This is a genomic window from Rhodopirellula islandica, assembly GCF_001027925.1.
GTDB lineage: Bacteria > Planctomycetota > Planctomycetia > Pirellulales > Pirellulaceae > Rhodopirellula > Rhodopirellula islandica.
The window spans coordinates 100,110-121,278 of sequence record NZ_LECT01000019.1 but is presented as its reverse complement, the minus strand read 5'-3'; the positions used below and the strand labels follow the sequence as shown (position 1 = coordinate 121,278).

Genomic DNA, 21,169 nt, shown 5'->3' with positions numbered 1-21,169 from the left:
GACTCGCGAGGCCAGCTAAATAGAGTTCACCGTCCAATCTCGATCCATCGTGGCCTGTCTCGGAGCCTCGTTCGATGCTCGGATTGGCGGGATGCCGACGCAGCGGATTTCACCTCGGCCGATGCGGATTGAAGCTCGAAGATCAATCTACGAAACTTCGGGGCTGGCTTGGGGTTCATTTCTAGGTACGCTTGAAAGCACGCCCTGCCCGCGGATGGTGAACCAGCCAGCCGAACAACGGCACCAGCGAGGGGGCGTCCTTCCGATTCCTTCCCACCTTTGCAGAATGTTTTGATTCATGACGCTCACTGATCGCCATTGTGTGGCTCGTCGACCTCATCGCCAACGCGTGACTCTGGCTCGCCCGCTCGCCCGCCGTTCGGCTTCCGCTGCTCGTGCCGGTTTCACCTTGTTGGAATTGCTGTTGGTGCTTTCGATCTTGGTCGTGATCGGCGGGATCGTGCTGGTGAACATCACCGGTGCCCAAGCCGAAGCGAATGTGAACGCGACGATGACCCAGCTCAACTCGCTGAAAAGCAACATCCAGATGTATCAAATCCGGATGAACTCGCTGCCGGAAACCTTGGAACAACTGCGCGATGGCCCCAGCGACTCGGCCAAAAAGGCCAAGTGGGTTGCTCCGATCATCACTGAAATCCCAATGGATGCATGGGGCAACGCTTTGACTTACAGCGTGAATGGAAACACGTTTGAGATCCGCAGCGGCGGAATCGACGGTCAAGTCAACACGGATGATGACATCATTGTGTCAGGCTGATTGCCATGACGCACTCGTCTCACGCTGCTCTCCGTTCACGCTCTGCGGTCTCTTCCCACGCTGCCTTCACTCTGTTGGAACTGTTGTTGGCGATGGCTGTGTTCGCGGCCATTGCCGCCGTGGTCATCCCAACCGCCGGCGCGTTGCTGTCAGATCGTAGGTTGGTTCGCGGAACAGATCAGCTGGCCGCTGAAATGACGCGTTTGCGAGTGCGTGCGATGCGAGACGGGCGAGTGATGGTTTTGCGTCCGGCCGAGGCGAACTTTGTGGATGCGGAAGGGGCCAACCAATCCAATGCTTGGATCGTTTCGCCGTTGAATTCAGCCGCCGACGGAATCCAAGCGGCAGACCAATTGGGATCGCAGTCGTCATTGCTGTCGGGAGCCTCTCAGACACTGGACGCCACCGCGGTCGCGCCCGTGCAAGCGGACGCCCGAGTGATTCAAATGCCCGAAGGGGTCACGATCACGGCTGTGCTGACTTCCCCGGTCGGTGGGCAAAGCAGCACGGAAGCGGCGACGTTGTTGATCAACGCTGCCGAATCGACCACCGCCACCGTGCCGGGCACCAATGGCGAAGAGGTCCTGACCGCTTCTTCGGATTTTCCACCCATCTACTTCTATCCCACCGGTCAAACGAGCAACGCGAGAATCACGCTGAGTCACATCGAAGTTGGCTCGGGAGCGGTTCTGCTGCGTGGTTTGACTGGCGACACCAGTGTTGAGGTGTCACCGTGAGTGATCGAGTCCCTGTTCGTTCATCGCTCTTCCGTTCGGTCAATCCGCTCCGCCGCGGATTCTCGTTGCTGGAGATGATGTTGTCGCTGGCGATTTTGGGGGTCTCGCTCGGGATTCTCGCTCAGATCGCCGGGACTGGAACCGATGCGGCGCGCGAAGCCCGTGACCTCAGCCAAGCTCGGCTGATCGCATCAAGCAAAATGTCGGAGCTCCTGGTTTCGGCTTCGACCGGGGTGTCACCCGCAGCCACCCCCGCGATGCCGGTGGAGTCGATGGACACCGACGCGTCGACCATCTTTCAGGTGCAGATCGATGTGGTCCCGGCTCCCATGGAAGGCATGTTGGCGGTGCGCGTGAGTGTGGAAGCATTGGATCCCGATGGTGGGCCATCGCTGGCAACTTATTCGCTGACCCGCTGGATGATTGACCCCTTGTTGGGACTGAAAGAATTGGCGGAAGAAGAAGCCGCGTTGCGAGAGGAGGCGGCCAGTGCCGAATCAACTTCCATTGAATAGCCAGATTGCTTGTCGATCGCGTCGTTGGAGACGCCGTTGTTTGGACGCGGGACATTCGCCGTGGATCACGCAGCGGGCTGGGTTCACTTTGCTGGAAATGCTGTTGACGCTGGCGCTGAGCGTGGTGTTGATGGGCCTGATCAGCGGTGCGATCAACTTTTACGCTCGCGAAATGGACAACGCAGAACAGCAGTTCCGCGAAGCTCAGCTGGCCTCCGCGTTGTTGCAACTCATCGAAGACGATTTGCGGATGACCTTGGTCACGCGTCCCGTTTCCACCGAAGCGTTGTCGGAGGTGTTGGCTGCGGCCGCGGCTCCGCTGGAGAGTCTTGGGCTCACTTCGACTGACGAAGAATCGGACGATTCGCTGCCCCCCAGCGATCCTGACACGCTCAATGATGATCCCGCGTTGATGACCGACAGCAGCTTGGTGACCGGCGTGGTTTTGCAGTCACCGGGTTTGATCGGCAACGAGACTCAGTTGCAAATCGATGTCAGTCGTTTGCCCAGTTTGGAACAGGCGGCAATTGATCCTGATTTGGCGATCACGTCGGGCGTTGACCTGTTGGATCGCCCCAGTGATATCAAAACCATCAGTTACTTCGTGCAGATGGCTGGCTCGTTCGGCATCCAAGATGCAATGCAGCAGTTGGCCGCTGCGGATGAAAACGCAGCGACCCAGCCGGCTTCCACCGGTGGCGGTTTGGTGCGTCGGCAATTGGATCGTGCAATCAGTGTGCAAGCCTTGTCGACCGGCGGTTCCTCTCGATTGGATCAAACCGGTGAAGTGATTGCACCCGAAGTCGTTGCGATCGGATTCGAGTACTACGACGGGGTGAACTGGTTGCCGCAGTACAACACCGATGAAACCGGTTACTTGCCGCTGGCCATTCGCGTTCGTTTGCAACTGGCACCGACAGCGATGCCCGGCGCAGCGTCCCCTGATTCGATCAGCACCGGTTCTCTCGATCTCACGGAAGGACGTCTTTTCACGCATGTGATTCGTCTTCCGATGTCATTCCCCGAAGACGGTGAAGCCTTGCTCGCAGAGCAGGAAGCCGCCAGCACTGCGGAGACACCCGATGTCGTCGCTGAATGAGTCATCGCTGAAAATGCCAGCTCCGAAAATATCGTTGCGAAAGAGTTCGAAGCTTTTGGAATGTTCGGGCCTGAGGTCCGCTGCAAAGCCCGGCGGTCTCCGAAATGCCCCTTCCAGAAAGTCCCGCCGAGGCTTCTTTCTGGTTCTGGTCTTGATCGTGATCGCGGTTGCCACCATGGCGGTGTATTCGTTCACCGATTTGATGATCGCAGCGGACGAGACCGCTTACTTGACTGGCGATTTGGTCCAAGCCCGAACGACGGTCGATTCGGGCATCGAAGCGGTCCGTTTGACCTTGGCTCAGTCTGCTTCGCTGAGGGAGGACGCGGGCGGCGTGTTCAACAATCCCAACATGTTTCAAGGTGTTCCGATCACCGATGGAACGCAAGGCAACCCAACCAGCAACTTCACGGTGTTGGCTCCTGGGTTGACTGAGATGGGAACGCTCGGTGGCATTCGCTATGGATTGCAAAACGAATCGGCTCGATTGAACGTCAATGCGTTGGTGGTTCTGGAAGAGAACTCTGATGCGATCAACATGCTGACTGGTTTGTCGGGCGGCAGTGTCGACGCGGGCGGCATTCTGGGGGACACAGCCGGAACGGACGAGTCCGATCTGTCGACCGAGAACATCGCCGTGACCTTGTTGATGACTTTGCCTGGCATGGACGTGTCAATTGCCGATGCCATCTTGGACTGGATCGACGAAGACACAGAGCCTCGAGAAAATGGGTGCGAGGACGAGTACTACACCTCGCTGGCAACGCCATACGCGGCAGCGAATGGACCCGTGCAAACCGTCGAGGAATTGTTGCTGGTTCGTGGCGTCACGCCGCAGTTGCTGTTTGGCGCTGACAGCAATCGCAATGGCGTTTTGGATTCCGACGAACAGCAACGCTATGCCGCCAGCATCGAGACCCCCGGTGTGCTGGGTTGGGCCAGTTACTTGACCGTTCATGGTGCCGAAGCAAACAAGACGATGGACGGGGACTTCCGAGTCAACATCAACGGCGACGATCTCGAAGTGCTTTACGACGAGCTGATGACCGCGATTGGCGACGAAGTTTTTGCGTCCTTCATCGTGGCCTATCGCATGGCTGGGAAGTCATCGCTCGTGGATTCGGTGGCCAGCGGCGCGAGTGCGGAAGCGTTGGCGGCGCAGGGAATCGAGGCGCAGGACGCGGCCGATGCGGGGGCGGAGTCGGAAGGGACCGTGTTGCCTTGGTCGGTGGAAGCTTTGGCTGAGTTTGATTTGACCGCAGGGGCGGAAGTGGAATTCAATCAAGTTCTGGATTTGATCGATGCCAAGGTCACGCTTCAGAAAGACGACGAAACGTTCACTTACACCTCCCCGTTGATCGGGGAGCCCACCTTGCTGGCTGAGTTCCTGCCGTTTTTGATGGATCAGTTGACGACCCAAGAGGGCGACGTTTTGCCCGGGCGAATCAATCTGAACGAGTGCCCGGCGGAGTTGCTGATGGGGGTTCCGTTGGTCGATGTCGACACGATGACCACGATTCTGGAAGCGCGATCTCAGGACAGTGGCGGGGGAACTTCTGATCGCAATCACGAAACTTGGCCGCTCACCGAGGGTTTAGTCACCGTGGATCAAATGCGAGCGCTGTTGCCTCTGGTCACCGCTCGCGGAGATGTCTTTCGGGCCCAAGTCATCGGCTTCGATTCTGCGAGCGGGCTGGCCGCACGGGGCGAGGCCATCATTGACGCATCCACGCCAAATCCTCGAGTGGTTCACTACCGGGACCTCACGCATCTGGGACGCGGGTTTGATCTGTCGGTCCTGGGCGGAAACATCGTGGTTCCGAACAACAACTGAGTAAACTATTGCACCATGACTAAAAAAGTAGCCGTCGATTGGGACGAACAACAGATTCGCATTGTGGTCGGAGAGGTCTCCGGCAAACAGACGCGAATCACAGATGCCGCGATTTTGCCGATTCAAACCGCCGGCGTGGGAGCCACGCTGCGCAAATGGATCCAGGAGAACGGGCTGGAAAAATCGGAGTGCTTGGTCGCGGTGGGACGCGATTCGGCCGAGCTTCGGCAGATGGAATTTCCCCCGGTTCCCGACGAAGAGTTGCCGGACATGATCCGGTTCCAAGCCGTCCGGACATTTGCGTCCGCCGGTGACAGTGCGACGGTCGATTTCTTGCCGACCAGTCGCACCGAAAAAGGTGTCCGCGCGATCGTCTCAGCGACCGGAGCGAACAAACTCGATCCGATTCGCAAAGCCATCCACGAAGCTGGGATGACGGTTGGCCGAATCGCTTTGCGGCCAATCGCTGCGGCGGCGCTTTATCAAATCGTGCTGCGAGATTCGAAAAGCGATTCGACTCGATCCACCTTGGCGTTGATCGATTTGGTAGGCGACGAAGCTGAAATTGTGCTGTTTCGCGGACGCGATGTGTCGTTTGTGCGATCGGTTCGTCTGCCTTCCCAGTCGCCCGCACGAGTCAACGCGTTGGCTGGAGAGCTTCGTCGCAGCATGATCGCCTGCGGTGCATCAGGATCCCCTTGTGACATCGCAATTTGGGGAACTGTCGATCGCCATCGAGAAGAGCTCGATCAGCTCGCCGAACGTTTGGATCAGGGGCAGGACGCGCCGTCTGAAAAGCGGTTGATCAATCCGCTGCAGATTGTCGATTGTGAACCATCCGTGGAGCCTTCTGTGGGGGAAACGGTCGGTCGATTGGCGCCCCTGGTTGGGTTGTTGGTTGCCGATGAATTGCACAGTGATCGTCTGATCGATTTTGCCAACCCACGGCAGTTCATCCCGCCCTCCACCAACCGTGGCAAAATGGCGGCGATGATTGGCATTCCTGCTGCTCTGGTGTTGGCGGTGGGATGGTTGTTGTGGAGTCAGCTCAGCACTCGCGACGCCGCGATCGCCGAATTGGAAGCCGCCAACGCTTTGGTGCGAGAACAGGTCAAGACAGCCGATGTGAGTGTGCAGCGTACAGAACGGGTCGACCAGTTCCTCGACTCCGATGTGAATTGGTTGGAAGAGCTGGTTCGTTTGGCGGAAGCTTTGCCGCCGGCGGAGGAGTTGATCGTCAAGAGTGTTTCGGCAACCGCAAGCGATCGCCAAGGTGGCGGCCGCTTGGTTGTTTCTGGGATGGTGACATCGCCCGATGTGATTGACGACATGGAGTCTTCGTTGCGGGATGAAACGCATCGTGTTGTGGGCGACGGTGCCAGCCAGGTGGATACCGAAGACGCGTATCGCTGGCAGATTCGCGAAACGGTGACGCTTGGTGGCGAAAGTGTTCGCGCGGATCGCTACCAACGAATTGCGACGTTGGTGGAGCAACAAACCGCTGACGCGGAAGCCCGTTCCGACAGCGAACCCGAGCCAAAGCCCGATGACATTCCGCCTGATCAAGAAACGGAAGAGGCTTCCAAATCGGCCAGCCTTTCCGCCACCGCCGAACCGGAGGTGCAATCATGACTCAACGTGAACGCTTTTTAGCGATGGCCATTGGTGGCCTCTTTGTCGTCATTGCATTCCAATGGGGATTCAATCGATACCGTGATGCGGTCAAGTTTCGTGACAATCGCTTGGCTGCCTTGCAAAACGAAGCCAACACACTGAACGAAAAAGCCTTGGCCGGTGCTTACGCAGACCGCCAGATGGGCGAGTACATGGTGCGATCGTTGCCGAGCAATCCAGAACGCGCTCAAAGCACCTACCAATCGTGGTTGCTGGGCGCGGTCCGGGAAGCCGGGCTGATGGATGCAGGGGTCGACCCGGTCAGCGACGCGCCCGTGGGTGATTTGTATTACCGTTACGGTTTTCGTGTGTCTGGCAAGACATCGCTGGATGGATTGGTTGGATTGCTGCACGACTTCTATGCCCGTGATTACTTGCACCGGATTCGAGAACTGAGTTTCGGTCCGTCGCGAACGGGAGAACTGAACGTCGCGATGACCATCGATGTGATCTCGCTGAATAGTGCCCCGATCGATGCGAAAATCTCGGAAGGCGATTCATGGCGAGTGGCTCAGTCGTTGGACGAGACCCGTGACTCGATTCTGAACCGCAACTTCTTTCAGCCACCCAATCTGCCGCCGGTCTACGCGGGCGATGGAACCTTGGTCGCGGTCAAAGGTCAGCAAACGGATGTTCGACTGAAGGTGGAAGATCCGGAAGGCACATCCATCACCTATGAGTTGGACGGTGAATTGCCAGAGTGGGCGAGTTTCAAAGCCGAATCGGGAACCTTCACGTTCAAGCCGCCTGCTGATCCAGAAGAACCCGGTGACGCTGACGGTGGTCCTGGCGAATCGAAGGCCGAGCCATTGAAGGTCGTCGTGCGAATGACGGACACCGGGTACCCGCGACGCCAGGTCGAAAAGACGTTGCTGGTCAAGTTGGAAGACGCTCCGCTGCCCAAGGCACCCGAGCCAATGCCGGCCAAGTTTGATGACGCGACGCAAACCTATCTGACGGCTTTGGTGCAAGGCCGTGGCGACTGGACCGCTTGGATGAACGTTCGCACGCGGGGTGAAACGTTGAAGTTGCAGGTGGGTGATTCGTTCGAAATCGGATCGATGAAAGGCAGCGTCAAATCGGTTTCGGCCCGTGTCGTGCTGCTGGAGATTGGCGGCAAGGAATACGAGTTGCGGCCTTCGGGGAAATTGTCCGAAGCGGTGGCATTGGAGGCTCCCGAGCAACCAGACGCTTCACCGGACAACGCGTCCTCTGTCGGCGCTGAGGAAGATTCCAAGGCTGGTGAATCCGGTGAGGGGGAAGTGAAAGAAGAGGTGACGGAGTCGGCGGAGCCTGCTGCGGAACCGGAGACGAGCGAGGAGCCTTCGCCAGCGGTTGAGCAAGCTGAATCGTCGTCTGAACAAACCGAAGAAGCCGACTCCACAGCGACGCCAACCCCACAATCGCAGCCGGAGTGACCCCAGTTCGGATTGACAATCCAAAGACCGAGCGATAGTCTCGGTGCATCACCAGGGAAATCGTTCGCCCGGGCCGATTCGGTCCGGGCTGTTTTTTTATCTTTTCGTCACAAGACTTCTCATCGCCATGAATCCGCAAGACATTTTGCGATACGTCGATTCGCTGCATCGCGATAAAAACATCGACCCCGAACTTCTGTTCCAGGCGATTGAGTCGGCGCTTCAGAGCGCTGCGAAGAAACAATACGGTGAAGAATCCGACGTGATCGTTTCGATCAGTCGCGACAACGGTGCCATCGCCGCGACGTTGGCAGGTGAGCCTCTCGGTGACGATCAAATCGGCCGAATTGGTGCTCAGACTGCCAAGCAAGTCATCATTCAAAAGGTCCGCGAAGCAGAACGCGATGCGTTGATGCTGGAGTACCGTGACCAGATCGGTGAGATCGTCAGCGGAATGATCGGTCGTGCCGATGGTGGTGTGGCCACCGTCAATTTGGGAAATGTCGAAGCCATTCTCCCACGCAGTGAACAGATTCCTGGCGAAAGCCTGCACGCCAACGAACGCGTTCGTGCGATTGTTTTCGAGGTCCGTCCCTCGGGTGGCAACCGTGTTCGCGTCGTGCTGTCTCGAACTCGGCCGCAGTTTGTGCAGCGTTTGTTTGAGCAAGAAATTCCGGAGTTGAGCGATGGCGTGATTGCGATCAAGTCCATCTCTCGCGAGCCTGGTTACCGCAGCAAGGTTGCCGTCAGCAGCGAAGATCAGCAGATCGATCCGATCAGTGTCTGCGTCGGTTATCGCGGCAGTCGCATCAAAGCGGTTCGTGAAGAATTGGCCGGTGAGCACATTGACGTGGTCCGCTACGACAGCGACCCGGAGGTGCTGATTCCCAACGCCTTGCAGCCCGCGGAAGTCGATCAAGTTCTGTTGTGCGACATGATTGGTCGCGCGATCGTATTGGTTCAAGAAGACCAACTTTCGCTCGCCATCGGTCGTCGTGGACAGAATGTCCGCCTGGCCAGCAAGCTCTGCGGTTGGGACATCGAAATCATGACCAACGGCGAGCTCGAAGAGCAGATCGAACGTGCGGTGGGTGGTTTCAGTCAGATTCCAGGGATCACCGAAGAGATTGCTCAAGCGTTGGTTGAGCAAGGTTATTTGTCATACGATGACTTGTCCGTGATTGAGCCCGACCTGTTCATGGAAATGAGCGGTTTGAGCGAAGCGGATGTCGACCGGATCGTCGAGACGGCGGAAGCCAACGCGGAAGAGGCTGAAAAAGCCGCCGCGGAAGAGCGTCGTGTTCGAAGAGACCAAGAGCGGACCGAAAAGAAAGCTCCTGCACCAGCAGCCAGCGAAGCTCCGGCGGAAGAACCGCCGGCGGAACCAGTATCCGAGGACAACGCCGACACAGAAAACACTGAATCAGAGAGTTCCGAAGCCGCGGAAGGTAAACAGCCTGCCGCCGAGGAGGAAGCTGATTCTCCGGAGGCTAGCTCCGATGGAGAGGCCCCCACTGAAGAAAGCCCCGCTGAAGAAGCAGTCGAAGAAGCTTCTGGGGAGCTCGCGGATGAATCCAGCGAGTCCGAAACACAAGAGATTGAGACCGAATCCGAGGAATCGGAACCCGTCGCCGAGACGATTGAATCGTCCGAGGCAGAAAGTAACAAACAGGAAGGTTGAGTGAGCCGTTTTCAAAAACGGCCTGCGTACGCTATCCTAACGTGGGACCGAAGCAAAGTTGGTCTTTGCAGTCGTCCTTGGGACAATTTGAACGCTATGAAATTCCCCGTTGTTTTCAGCAAGTTTGGTGCTATCTCACTGACTCGCCGTAGCAGCGATGGAGGTCTTTTTATGCGATTTTGATGAATGAAACCACGAAGCCGCACCCGCAAGGAATTGCGAGCGGACTTCCCTATCGAATTTGACAGGATCCCGACCCAGTGCCAGTACGCATTTACGCGCTCGCCAAAGAACTGAATCTCGACAGCAAAGAACTCGTTGATGTGGTTAAAAAAGCCGGCATCACGGGCAAAGGTTCCGCGCTGGCCAGCCTCTCGGATGAAGAGGCCCAGCAAGTACGAGGTCATCTCGCCGGTTCCGCAGCGAAATCTGAATCGAAACCTAAAGTTGCGCCCCCCCAGAAGGACACGCCCACGGCTCCCGTCGCACCCGTTCGAGATTTGAGCGGAACGACCGGTCGAAAGCCATCGTCCATCAGTGTGGGTCGCCCTTCCAAACCTGCGGAGGCTAGCGAAAGTCCCGCTCCTGTGGCGCCCGTTCGCGACGGCGGCCGTCCGGTTGGCAAACCCGCGCCGATCGTTCGCACGCCCAAGTTGGCGGCCGCACCGGAAGCGACGACTCCCGAGCCACCAGCTCCTGAGAACTCGCCCAAACCTGAGATTCGACTGCCGAAAACCGGCGGTGTCGGAACCGGGATGGCATCGCCGAGTGGACGTGGGATCGGGATGGGGGCCAAGTCAGACGGGCCTTCAACCAAACCCGCTTCGGCACCCACAGCGAAACCGGCGGCCAAGTCGGACGCGGGTGAGCGAAAGGCTCCCGAACAACCCAAACGCGAAGCTGCTGCTTCCGCGTCGGACGACGATGGGTCGTCCAACAAGGGTGGTGGATTGGCCAGTCGCATCGCGGGACGGATGGGCAACAACTCGTCCGGTCGTGTGGTTCCGAACACTCCTGGATCGCCTCTCTCGGCCGTTCGACGGGACCCCGTCGCGGCTGGTGGCAAGATGCGATCGCTGGACCGTTCTCGAAATCGTCCCGAAGATGCTGGTAAACCAGTGGAGGCCGGGAAATCCAAGAAACGTGAACCACGGATCAAGGTGAATCTGGCTCAATTGCCAAGTGCACCTGCCAAACCCACCGCTCCGGTGGGAGGCTCCGGCCCGGCAGCTCAGAAACCCGATATCAAGCTGACTCGCGACGTCATCGAAGGCCACAAGCAGGGCATGAAGGCTCCGCTTGCTCGCCTCGAGCAGGACGAAGCGGACAAAAAGCGTGTGAAGAAGGCTGGCGAAGGCAGCGTCGGAGTTGTCGGCCGCGGGAAACGCGTCGCCGAAGAAGACGAAAAGCCAAAGAAAAAGGGATTGGCCGGCATGGCCAGTGCCCGTGCCGAACGTCAGCGTGGCGGCGGAGGCCGGCGGATCATCGGTTCCGATGGCGGCGATCGCCATCACTACCGACGTTCGCGTCCTCGGATCCGTCGCAAGGGTGTCAACACCGCTGCACCTCGGAAAGAGAAGGTCCAGATCGAGTTGCCGTGTACCGTTCGCAATTTCTGCGAAGGATCCGGGTTGAGTGTCGCCGACGTGATGCGAACCCTGATGGGCATGGGAATGATGGTCAACATCAATGCTGACATCGATTTCGAAACCGCCGAGTTGTTGGCCACGGAACACGATCTCGACATCGAGTTGAAGGCCGCTGAATCGCTCGAGCAAGAGTTGATCACGGAAATCGAAGAGATCGAAGACAAGCCGGAAACCCTGATCGCTCGTCCTCCAGTGGTGACTTTCCTTGGTCACGTCGATCACGGAAAAACCAGTCTGCTGGATCACTTGGTCGGCATCAACGTCGTCAAAGGCGAGGCAGGTGGTATCACCCAGCACATCCGTGCCTACAAGATTGACAACAACGGTCACCCGGTGACCTTCGTGGACACACCTGGTCACGAAGCGTTCACGGAAATGCGTGCTCGTGGTGCCAACGTCACTGACATCGCTGTTTTGGTGGTGGCTGCCGACGACGGAATCATGCCGCAAACCGAAGAAGCGATCAGTCACGCGAAAGCGGCTGAGGTGCCGATCGTGGTTGCACTGAATAAGATTGACCTCGAAGGTGTCGATGCCAACCGCGTCATGACTCAACTGACCGAACACCAACTCACCCCGAGTGAATGGGGCGGCGATGTCGAAATCGTTCGCACCAGTGCCACACAAGGCATCGGGATGGAAGAGTTGTTGGAAACGTTGTTGACCATCGCTGAACTGAACGAGTACTCCGCTAACCCGGATCGTTCGGCCTTGGGTGTGTGCTTGGAATCAGAGCAGCAGGGCGACCGCGGTGTGGTTGCAAAGATGATCGTCCAAAACGGAACACTCCGCGTCGGCGACATTCTGGTTTGCGGTCCGGCACACGGTCGGGTCCGAGCCATGCAAGACACGTTGACCGGCAAGCCGATTCTCGAGGCTGGTCCCAGCACTCCCGTGAGCTTGATGGGATTGGACACGCCGCCCGGTGCGGGCGACCGTTTCCACGTTCTCAAGGACATCTCGCAGGCACGCGAAATCGCGAGTGCTCGAGAAGGGGAATCCAGTCGACAGAGTTTGTCTGGAATCACCACCAAGGTCAGCTTCGACTCGTTCCAGGAAATGCTGGAAGGTGGCAAACTTGGCACCTCCGCTGACACCGTGAAGCTGAATTTGATCATCCGAGCAGACGCTCGCGGATCACTGGAAGCAATCGACAAAGAGCTGAGCAAATTCGATCACCCCGAAGTTCAGATTCGAGTTTTGCAACGCAGTGTTGGTGGCATCACCTTGGCCGACGCGACGCTCGCCAGTGCTTCTGACGCAGTGATCTTGGGCTTCAACGTCATCCCGGATGAAAAGGCTCGATCGCTGGCCGACGAACGCGGTGTTGAAATTCGTCGTTACGACGTGATTTACAAGCTGACCGATGACATACGTGCTTTGATCGAAGGACGCTTGAAACCAGAAGAACGCGTGGTCGAACTCGGCCGTGCCCTGGTCAAGCAAGTCTTCTCAATCAGCCGAATTGGAACGATTGCAGGGTGCTATGTCGCACAAGGTTCGATTCAGCGGAATTGCCGCATTCGAGTCAACCGAGACGGACGTACCATTGGCGATTATCAACTCGACACGCTTCGTCGGATCAAGGAAGACGTCAAGGAAGTTCCCCGCGGCATGGAATGCGGTATTCGTCTTCAAGGCTTCAACGACATCAAGCAGGACGATGTTTTGGAAGCTTACAAGATCGAAGAAGTCGCTCGAAAACTCGATTGAGTGTTCGAGTCGGAAACTGGCAGCACATGGCATCGATGTGCTGCCGGGTTCCAGCATGGAACGAATTCAGTCCCCTGATCGGAGCGGGCACCGTGGCCAGCTCGGTTTTTTCTTTTGATGCGATTGCACGCTCCTCCTTGTTGAAGTTTGTCTTTTGTCCAGTCGACGTATGCTCAAAGCTGCCGAAGCGATCCGCGAAGTGGTCGCCAATGCGATCGTGACCGAGGTCCGCGATCCTCGCGTTCGTGATGTCACGGTGATCGGAGTGGAGGTTTCACCAGACATGCGTGAAGCCAAGGTCAAGGTCAGCGTGATGGGGGATGAAACGCAGAAGAACCTGTCATTGCGAGGGCTGCAGAATTCCGCTGGATTCCTGCAAAGCAAAATCGCGAATCGGATGGACACCCGCTACACGCCCAAGTTGCGGTTCGAAGTCGACCGAGGTCAAGAACACGCGATGACGGTCAGTGAGATTCTTGCTCGGATTCAGCAAGAAAAGGAAGGCGCGATGGATGATCGTGACCAAAATGATTCTGGCGAAGACGCCACTCCCCACTCAAACGATTGATTACCGCATTTAGATGTCAGCCACCAACCGCGCGAAACTGATCACGAAGCTGCAAGCGGCTTTGAAAAAACACTACGACGTGGCCCCCGCCACCCCGTCGCGTCCGCTTCTTGAACACGCTTTGTACGCCTGCCTGCTTGAAGATTGCTCCGCTGACTTGGCAGACGAAGGTCTTGCGAAGTTGGAACAGGACTATTTTGATTGGAACGAAGTTCGAGTCACCACCGTGACCGAGCTGGCAGGAGTTCTGTCCAGTCTTCCAGATTCGGCCAAAGCCGCTCAACGTTTGAAGTCGATTCTGCAATCGATCTTCGAAGAGTTCTACAGCTTTGATCTTGATCACCTGAAAAAAGAGAATCTCGGCAAAGCCGTGGCCAAATTCGAAGGCATGTCTTCGATGACGCCATTTGTGCTCAGCTACATCATCCAGCACGGCTTGGGCGGGCATTCGATCCCGATCGATTACTCCGCCATGGTGGTGATGTTGGTGACGGGAATTGCCAGCCAAGCGGAAGCTGCCGATGGGCGTGTCCCAGGGCTCGAACGCGCTGTGCCGAAAAGCAAGGGAGTGGAGTTCGCTGCCCTGCTTCATCAACCAGCCGTTGACTTGTTGATGGACCCCAAGGACAAAACCGCTCGCACGTTCCTTGAGTCAATTGCCAAAGGCAGTTCAGCTGAACTGGATGAGTGGTTGAGCACCAAGGAAGCGGCCATCAAACGCGTGAAGGCTCGCAAAAAAGAAGAGCGAGCTGCGGCCAAGCAAGAAGCAGAGGCGGAAGCAGCAGAAGTCGCCGAAGCCAAGTCGGCCGTCTTGGTCAAACGCAGCGCCAAAAAAGGTAGCCGCGTGACCAAGCCCACGATGCCGCAAAAATCAGCGGCGGAACAGGCGGCTGAGTCTCAAGCACGTTTGGCTGCCGAAGCGAAAAAAGCGGAAGCCAAGGCGGCTGCGGGCTCCAAGTCCACCAAGAAAAAGGCTGCTGCTGAGAAGGCCGACGCGGCCAAGAAGTCGACCAAAACCTCGGCTTCCAAAACGGCTTCGAAGTCGACTGGGACGTCGAAGTCCGCGTCCAAGAAGTCCACCAAGGCACCTGCGGCTAAGAAGGCACCTGCCAAGAAGTCGGGCAGCAATGCCAAGGCCAGCAGCGAGAAAGAGTCGGCTCCCAAGAAGTCGGCGAAGAAATCCTCGAGCACGGCCCCGAAATCCACTTCAGCCGAATCCGCCGATTCCGCTGGCACGGCTGCTGGAAAGAAAGCCACCAATCGAAAATTGACAAAGCGGAAACCCCGCTGATCGCACCGCGGATCGGTCCGAATCCGGTGGACTCGATCGCATTCCATTGAGCAACGATTGAATCCAAAACGGAAGGACAATTCTCATGGCAGGTCACAGTAAATGGGCAAACATCCAGCATCGCAAAGGGCGTGTTGACGCCCAGCGGGGCAAGATGTGGAGTAAGCTCAGCAAGGCAATCATCGTCTCGGCCAAGATGGGCGGCGGGGATCCAGGGACAAACATCCGATTGCGAAAAGCAATCGATGACGCCAAAGCGGTGTCCATGCCGAAGGACAACATCGAACGCGCCATCAAGCGTGGTACCGGTGAGCTGGACGGTGATGCGGTCGAAGAAATTCTCTACGAGGGTTACGGACCGGGTGGAGTCGCGGTGATGTGCTTGGCATTGACCGACAACCGCAATCGGACGGCTCCCGAGTTGCGGACCCTGTTTGGAAAGTACGGCGGTGAACTCGGCAAAACCGGTTGCGTGTCGTACTTGTTCGAACGCAAAGGCATCTTCGTTTTTGGTGAGGAGGCGGACGAGGAAAAGGTCACCGAACTGGCGCTGGAAAACGGTGCGGACGACGTGGAAGTCGACGACGATGGCAAGATCCAAGTGACCTGCAGTCCCGAAGCGTTCAGTGATTTAGAAGTCGCTTTCGATGAAGCGAGCATGGAAACCGAAGTCAGTGAAGTGACTCAAGTCGCGTCGACCAACGTGGACCTCGATGAAAGCTCGTCCGGCAAGGTCCTGGCATTGCTGGAAATGCTCGACGATCACGACGACATCCAAACGGTCAGCACCAACGCCAATTTCCCGGAAGAATCGGTTTCGGAGTAAACGGCCAAGATCCGCCGTCGCGTTGATTCGCGACCCGCGGCCGAATTCCCAGGCCACCTGAGATCATTGCCGGATGTGCGTCGCAATGCCTCCTTCATTCGGCCTACTGAGGGCGGGCCGGCGAAGTAGGCCGGCCGGAGGGAGCCAGAATTTGGCTCCGATTATTCTTTTTGGCGGAACATCCCGCGTCGCTCGGGTTTTAATGGACGCATGGCGATGCGCTTCGTTGTTCGCGGAATGCGTTGTAGGTTGAGCGTTCTGTTTTGCACGCTCAAATGGGGCTCCCTGACTCGTTGTGAGCCTGTTTCGCTCGCAGGAGCAAGTTCGGTTGGGGCGATCGGCTCTGGCGAATCGCCCGGCATCCATGGACTTCCCGTTCTTTCCACGAATTTCGTGACGCCCGTGCCCGACATTCCAACTCCTGCCGTTGTGCCATCGTCCAGCGACGATTCAAAACGCTCGGACCAGCCAACATCGCCCGTTCGAGTGGCCGTCAATCTTGCGGTCTCGATGATTGTCTTGGGAGGAGCCCTGTACGGCTACACCCTGTTGGGTGAACGCAAACGCCCGCAGCGGAGCAAGCCGCCTAAATCGCCGGTCACGATCGTTGCCACGGAAGAGGTCCGATTTCATAGCGGGCCGGTTGTGATCGATGTCCATGGAGTGGTGGTTCCACTGAGAGAACTGCGTTTGGCATCGGAAGTGGCTGGCCGAGTGGTGGAGCTTTCCGAGAACGTGCGGGCGGGACGGAGCGTGACCGCGGGGGAAGTGCTGATTCAAGTGGACGCGACCGAATACGAGTTGGAAGTCAAGCGGTTGCAGGCTTTGTCGCAGCAAGAGGCCGCGGAAGAAAACTCGGTGGAGGTGAGCATAGACAACACGTACCAGCTTCAAGAGTTGGCGAAGAAGCAACTCGAACTCGCTCGACAAGAACGCGAGCGAATCAACGCTTTGGTCACCCAGCGAGCGGCGTCTGCCTCCGAAGTGGACGCTGCACGACGTGCGGAACTGGCTGCGGATGCGGCGCTGGTCGAACTTGGGAATCGACGCCGCGAACTGGTCGCACAGTTGGAATTGTTGACGGAGAAACGGACGCTCACCAATGTCTTGCTGGAACGTGCCCGGCTGGATCTCTCACGTTGTGTCATACGATCACCCATCGATGGAAGAGTCGTTTCGTCGGAGGTGGAAGAGCAGTCGTTTCTTCCGACGGGAACACCCTTCATCACCATCGAGGACACCTCGGCCGTCGAGGTTCGCGCAAGCTTGACGGCCGATCAAATGTTTTGGATCTGGAACAGTCAGGCTGGCCTTCCAACATTGGATGTGAATGATCCTGTCGCGGCAGAGCAAGTGGTGTCCACCGTGGCGGATTTGAACTCGGCTGTTTCGGCGACCGTCTCCAGTGAGTTCGGAAACGAGACCCATCAATGGTCCGCCATTTTTGAGCGGCTCGATGGAGCTGGAATTGACCTGAACACGCGGACCTATCCGTGTCTGTTCCGCGTCGACTCCCCACGGTCTTCGTTGGCGGGAAGCACCAGTCGGCAGTTGACTCGCGGGATGTTTGTCGACGTTTCGATTCAAACTCAACCGAATCGAATTCTCATGCGTGTCATCGAATCAGCGGTGCGTCCGGGCAATCGACTTTGGCTGAATGCTCAGGGCAAACTTCGCATCGTTCCGATCACCGTCGTCAGTCGGGTGGACGGCGATGTGGTGATCCAGATTCAACCGGAACTGGACCACCTTTGTTCGCTGGCGTCGACCAGCATCATCGTTTCGCCGATCAGCGATCCCGTCGACGGCATGCCGGTTGGCAACCAATCGCCCGCGGAGTCCAACGGGCTTGGTGAGGCACAAGATTCTGGCAAACCAGCATCTTTGAAAGCGAACAATGCAATGGTGATGCCCCGTGAAACGACCTCTCAATTGCAGGTTGCCGGATGAAATCGCTGATTGCATGGTCGGTCAAAAACTGGCAGGCCATGAATGTCATCATGGTAGGCGTGCTGTTGTTGGGCGTGTTCAGCTTGAGCCAGCTTCGTCGTGATTTTTGGCCGGACTTTGAGCTGTACGTGCTCTCGGTTTCCGTCGAATACCCCGGTGCCAGTCCGGATGAAATCGAAGAGGGGATCCTGGAGAAAATTGAGGAGTCCATTCGCACCGTCGATGGTGTCGAGGAGATGACTTCGTTGGCTCGCGAGGGAATGGGCACGGTCACGTTGGAATTGGATCCGGATGCAAATCAAGCGGATGCCCAGCGAGTTCTGACCGAGGTCACCACGCTGATCGGTCAAATCCCTAGTTTTCCCGAGTTGGCGGAAAAGCCCGACATTCGGATGAACACCAATTTCGTGACGGCGATTCGAGTCGCCGTCATGGGGCCCACGGTTGCGGAACTTTCGAATCTGGTGGACCGCCAGTCTTCCGGTTCGCTGCTCGGTGTCGATGATTCGAACGGCGACTTTCGGTATGACGAGGAAGAGGCCAAGGCGGAAGCCGCGTTGGCTCTCCGACGTGTTGCAGAACAAATTCGCGAGGAGATTTTGGCGTTGCCGTCGGTTTCCGTTGCCGATTTGGTGGGCACACCAGACTATCAGATCGACATCGAGATTCCCGAAGACACACTCCGCAAGTACAACCTCTCGTTGCAAAGCGTCGCGGAAATCGTGCGGGCCAACAACGTGGAACTTCCTGGTGGCACGCTTCGCGGGCGATCCCAAGAAGTGCTTCTTCGTGGCAGCGACAAAAGTACGGTGGGGGCTGGCATCGAAGAAATTCCACTGGTCAGCCAACCCGGTGGTGCGGTGCTGACCGTTGGCGATCTCGGCCGAGTTCGCGATGAGTTTTCAGTCGAAGGCAGTATCAACGAGGTCAATGGGCACCCTGCGATTCTGGTCTCGATTGAAACGACCAGCGCGGATGACCTGATTGAAGTTGCCGAAGAGGTTCGTCAGTTCGTCGAAGAAGGCAGCGATGCGCTGCCCAGCGGGTACTCGTTGATGGCGATCCGTGATCGATCCACCAGTGTGAAGAACCGCCTCGATCTGCTCAGCAAGAACGCCTGGATGGGGTTGGTCCTGGTCTTCATCGTGCTCGCCTTGTTCTTGGAAATGAGGTTGGCGTGGTGGGTGATGCTGGGGATACCCATTTCGTTGTTGGGTGCATGCATTTACATGCACTTTGGAGGTCATACCCTGAACATGACCTCGATGTTTGCGTTTTTGATCGCATTGGGAATCGTGGTCGATGACGCCATCGTGGTGGGCGAGAACATTTATGTTCATCGCGAAATGGGCAAAAGTTACCGCCAAGCCGCCATCGACGGTGCTTACGAGGTGATGCCATCCGTCATCACCGCGATTCTGACCACCGTGATTGCCTTCGCTCCGATCATGTACATGGAAGGACGGATCAAACGGCTGACGGTCGTGTTGCCGATGTGTGTCGGGGCAATGTTGATCATCTCGATGTTTGAAAGTTTGACCATTCTACCGTCGCACCTGTCTCACAAACGCAGCCGGTTCTTGGATGCGATGACATACGTGTTGTTCCCGTTGCGCCCGCTCGGCTGGTTGCTCGAAAAAGCCAACGCTGGGATGTCGGCATTGCTGACACGCTGCATTGATCGACTCTACACGCCCATCCTTCGTTGGTCGTTGAGGAACCCTGCCATTGTTCTATCAACGCTCGCTGCGATGTTGATTCTTTCAGTGGGGGTGGTTCGGTCAGGGATGGTGCCGTTCTTGCTGCTTCCCAAAATCGACTTTGGCTTCATCACGGTGCAAGTGACCTATCCAGACGGCACCCCGGTGGACATCACCAACGCGGCAACCAAACGTCTGGAAGATGCGATCTGGAAAGTCAATCAGCGATCAATTGACGAAAAGATGACGGGGGATCCGGGCGGATTTGTTCAGGCGGTTCAGCGAACGGTGGGGTCGTCCGGCGATGAAGTCGGCAGCAGCGTCGCCGGTCACGTTGGAGGCCTGTTCATTCAGCTCAATGACATTGGTGAGCGAACCGTTTCAAGCGATGACATTGTTCGCATGTGGCGGGAGGAATCCGGGCGGTTCCCGGGGGCCGAAGCGGTGGCGTTCGGAGCCACTCCACGAGGTCCCGCGTCGTTGCCAATCGAAATGCGTTTGATGGCGACGGGTGAGAACCTGGCGATGTTGGATGAAGCCATTGAGCGGTGCAAAATCAAGCTGGGCGAGTACCCGTATGTCTCGGACATTGCGACGGACACGCGGCAAGGCAAATGGGAATACCGCATCAAAGTTCGCGACGACGCCAAGGCCATGGGAGTTTCATTGGCGGACGTCGCAGGCACGGTGCGCGCGTCGTACTACGGCGAAGAAGTGATGCGGCTGCAGCGGGGACGGCATGAAGTCCCCCTGCGAGTGCGCTACCCTCGCGAGGATCGCAACACGTTGGTCAGCTTCAACGACATTCGCGTGCGTGGCACGGATCGGATGGAGCGGCCACTCAATGAAATCGTGGAAGTGGATGTCCAGCGTGGCTACTCCGAAATCAGTCGAGTCAACCAGATGCGAAGCATTTCGGTGGTGGCGGATGTCGATGAGACCCGCGGCAACGCATTCAATGTTGTGTCGGACCTCAAAGCCAACTTCGTCCCCGAATTTCGAAAGGAGTTCCCGGGAGTGCAACTGCAGTGGGGCGGTCAGCAGGAGCAGACGGACGAGACGGTCAACAGTTTGTTTGTGGGGTTCTTCTTCGTCTTGGGGGCGATGTTCCTGTTGCTGACCATTCAGTTCAATTCGAGCTGGCAAGCGATTTTGATCCTGTCGATCATCCCGTTCGGATTCATCGGCGCCATCTTCGGTCACATTGTGATGGACATCGATCTGACGCTCTTCAGCATCTTTGGCATCGTGGCGTTGGCCGGAGTGGTGGTGAACGATTCCATCGTGTTGGTGGACTTCATCAATCGCCGGGTCGCCGATGGATTGCCGCTTCACGACGCAATCATTGATGGCGGTCGGCGTCGATTCCGAGCTGTGTTGCTGACTTCGGTCACCACCTGCGCCGGAATGATGCCGATTCTGTTGGAACGATCCAAGGAAGCGCAAGTGGTCTCGCCGATGGCGACCAGCCTGACGTTTGGACTCGCGCTCAGCACCCTCGTCGTGCTGATTCTCGCGCCCGTGATGTACCTGGTGATCGCGAAAATCTCTCCACCCCCTTCTCAAGCCTCGTCTGGCTGAAGTCGGTTGCGCCCGCCTGTTCTCGAATGATCCAACTCCCAACTTCGCTGGCACGAAAACCGTCACGAAGAGTGGTTGCCGCTCGCGTGAAGGCGACGGTGACGTTGGAAATCTTGGGAAGCTGCGGGCAACCGAAATTGAGGACGCTGAAGCCA

The 21,169-nt window shown here is 57.3% G+C and carries 14 protein-coding genes; all 14 read left to right on the top strand.

Annotated elements, in window-relative coordinates; all coding sequences use genetic code 11:
* The first annotated feature begins 298 nt into the window (after window positions 1-298).
* The 14 genes from RISK_RS10680 to RISK_RS10615 all read left to right on the top strand — a co-directional run bounded on the left by RISK_RS10680 (window position 299) and on the right by RISK_RS10615 (window position 21,014).
* Window positions 299-778, top strand: coding sequence for a type II secretion system protein GspG (locus tag RISK_RS10680; protein WP_047814274.1), 480 nt, complete (start codon window positions 299-301; stop codon window positions 776-778).
* Window positions 779-783: 5 nt separating this feature from the next.
* Window positions 784-1,515 carry a prepilin-type N-terminal cleavage/methylation domain-containing protein gene (locus RISK_RS10675; protein ID WP_047814273.1) on the top strand — a complete coding sequence of 244 codons (732 nt, stop codon included), beginning with the start codon at window positions 784-786 and terminating at the stop codon, window positions 1,513-1,515.
* Window positions 1,512-2,030, top strand: coding sequence for a type II secretion system protein (locus RISK_RS10670; protein ID WP_083434904.1), 519 nt, complete (start codon window positions 1,512-1,514; stop codon window positions 2,028-2,030). Before RISK_RS10675 ends, RISK_RS10670 begins: the two co-directional genes overlap by 4 nt.
* A 64-nt stretch (window positions 2,031-2,094) precedes the next feature.
* On the top strand, window positions 2,095-3,129 hold the full coding sequence (locus RISK_RS10665; protein WP_102017560.1) for a prepilin-type N-terminal cleavage/methylation domain-containing protein: 1,035 nt from the start codon (window positions 2,095-2,097) through the stop codon (window positions 3,127-3,129).
* Window positions 3,113-4,963 carry a type II secretion system minor pseudopilin gene (locus RISK_RS10660; protein WP_390173928.1) on the top strand — a complete coding sequence of 617 codons (1,851 nt, stop codon included), beginning with the start codon at window positions 3,113-3,115 and terminating at the stop codon, window positions 4,961-4,963. The genes RISK_RS10665 and RISK_RS10660 overlap by 17 nt, the downstream gene beginning before the upstream one ends.
* A gap of 15 nt (window positions 4,964-4,978) precedes the next feature.
* Complete coding sequence (locus RISK_RS10655) at window positions 4,979-6,595, top strand: hypothetical protein (RefSeq protein ID WP_047814270.1); 1,617 nt, start codon at window positions 4,979-4,981, stop codon at window positions 6,593-6,595.
* Window positions 6,592-8,055, top strand: a complete 1,464-nt coding sequence (locus tag RISK_RS10650) for a hypothetical protein (RefSeq protein WP_047814269.1) — start codon at window positions 6,592-6,594, stop codon at window positions 8,053-8,055. The genes RISK_RS10655 and RISK_RS10650 overlap by 4 nt, the downstream gene beginning before the upstream one ends.
* 127 nt (window positions 8,056-8,182) lie before the next feature.
* On the top strand, window positions 8,183-9,736 hold the full coding sequence (gene nusA / locus RISK_RS10645; protein WP_047814268.1) for a transcription termination factor NusA: 1,554 nt from the start codon (window positions 8,183-8,185) through the stop codon (window positions 9,734-9,736).
* Between the two features lie 260 nt (window positions 9,737-9,996).
* Complete coding sequence (gene infB, locus RISK_RS10640) at window positions 9,997-13,098, top strand: translation initiation factor IF-2 (RefSeq protein WP_047814267.1); 3,102 nt, start codon at window positions 9,997-9,999, stop codon at window positions 13,096-13,098.
* 154 nt (window positions 13,099-13,252) lie between these two features.
* Window positions 13,253-13,666 carry a 30S ribosome-binding factor RbfA gene (rbfA, locus tag RISK_RS10635; protein WP_047814266.1) on the top strand — a complete coding sequence of 138 codons (414 nt, stop codon included), beginning with the start codon at window positions 13,253-13,255 and terminating at the stop codon, window positions 13,664-13,666.
* 13 nt (window positions 13,667-13,679) lie between these two features.
* On the top strand, window positions 13,680-14,957 hold the full coding sequence (locus RISK_RS10630; protein WP_047814265.1) for a hypothetical protein: 1,278 nt from the start codon (window positions 13,680-13,682) through the stop codon (window positions 14,955-14,957).
* 85 nt (window positions 14,958-15,042) lie between these two features.
* A complete protein-coding gene (locus RISK_RS10625) occupies window positions 15,043-15,783 on the top strand; it encodes a YebC/PmpR family DNA-binding transcriptional regulator (protein ID WP_047814264.1) in 741 nt (246 codons plus the stop codon).
* 510 nt (window positions 15,784-16,293) lie between these two features.
* Entirely contained in the window at window positions 16,294-17,733 is a 1,440-nt protein-coding gene (locus tag RISK_RS10620; RefSeq protein WP_390173929.1) for an efflux RND transporter periplasmic adaptor subunit, read from the top strand.
* Window positions 17,730-21,014 carry an efflux RND transporter permease subunit gene (locus RISK_RS10615; RefSeq protein ID WP_047814263.1) on the top strand — a complete coding sequence of 1,095 codons (3,285 nt, stop codon included), beginning with the start codon at window positions 17,730-17,732 and terminating at the stop codon, window positions 21,012-21,014. Before RISK_RS10620 ends, RISK_RS10615 begins: the two co-directional genes overlap by 4 nt.
* Window positions 21,015-21,169: the final 155 nt, after the last annotated feature.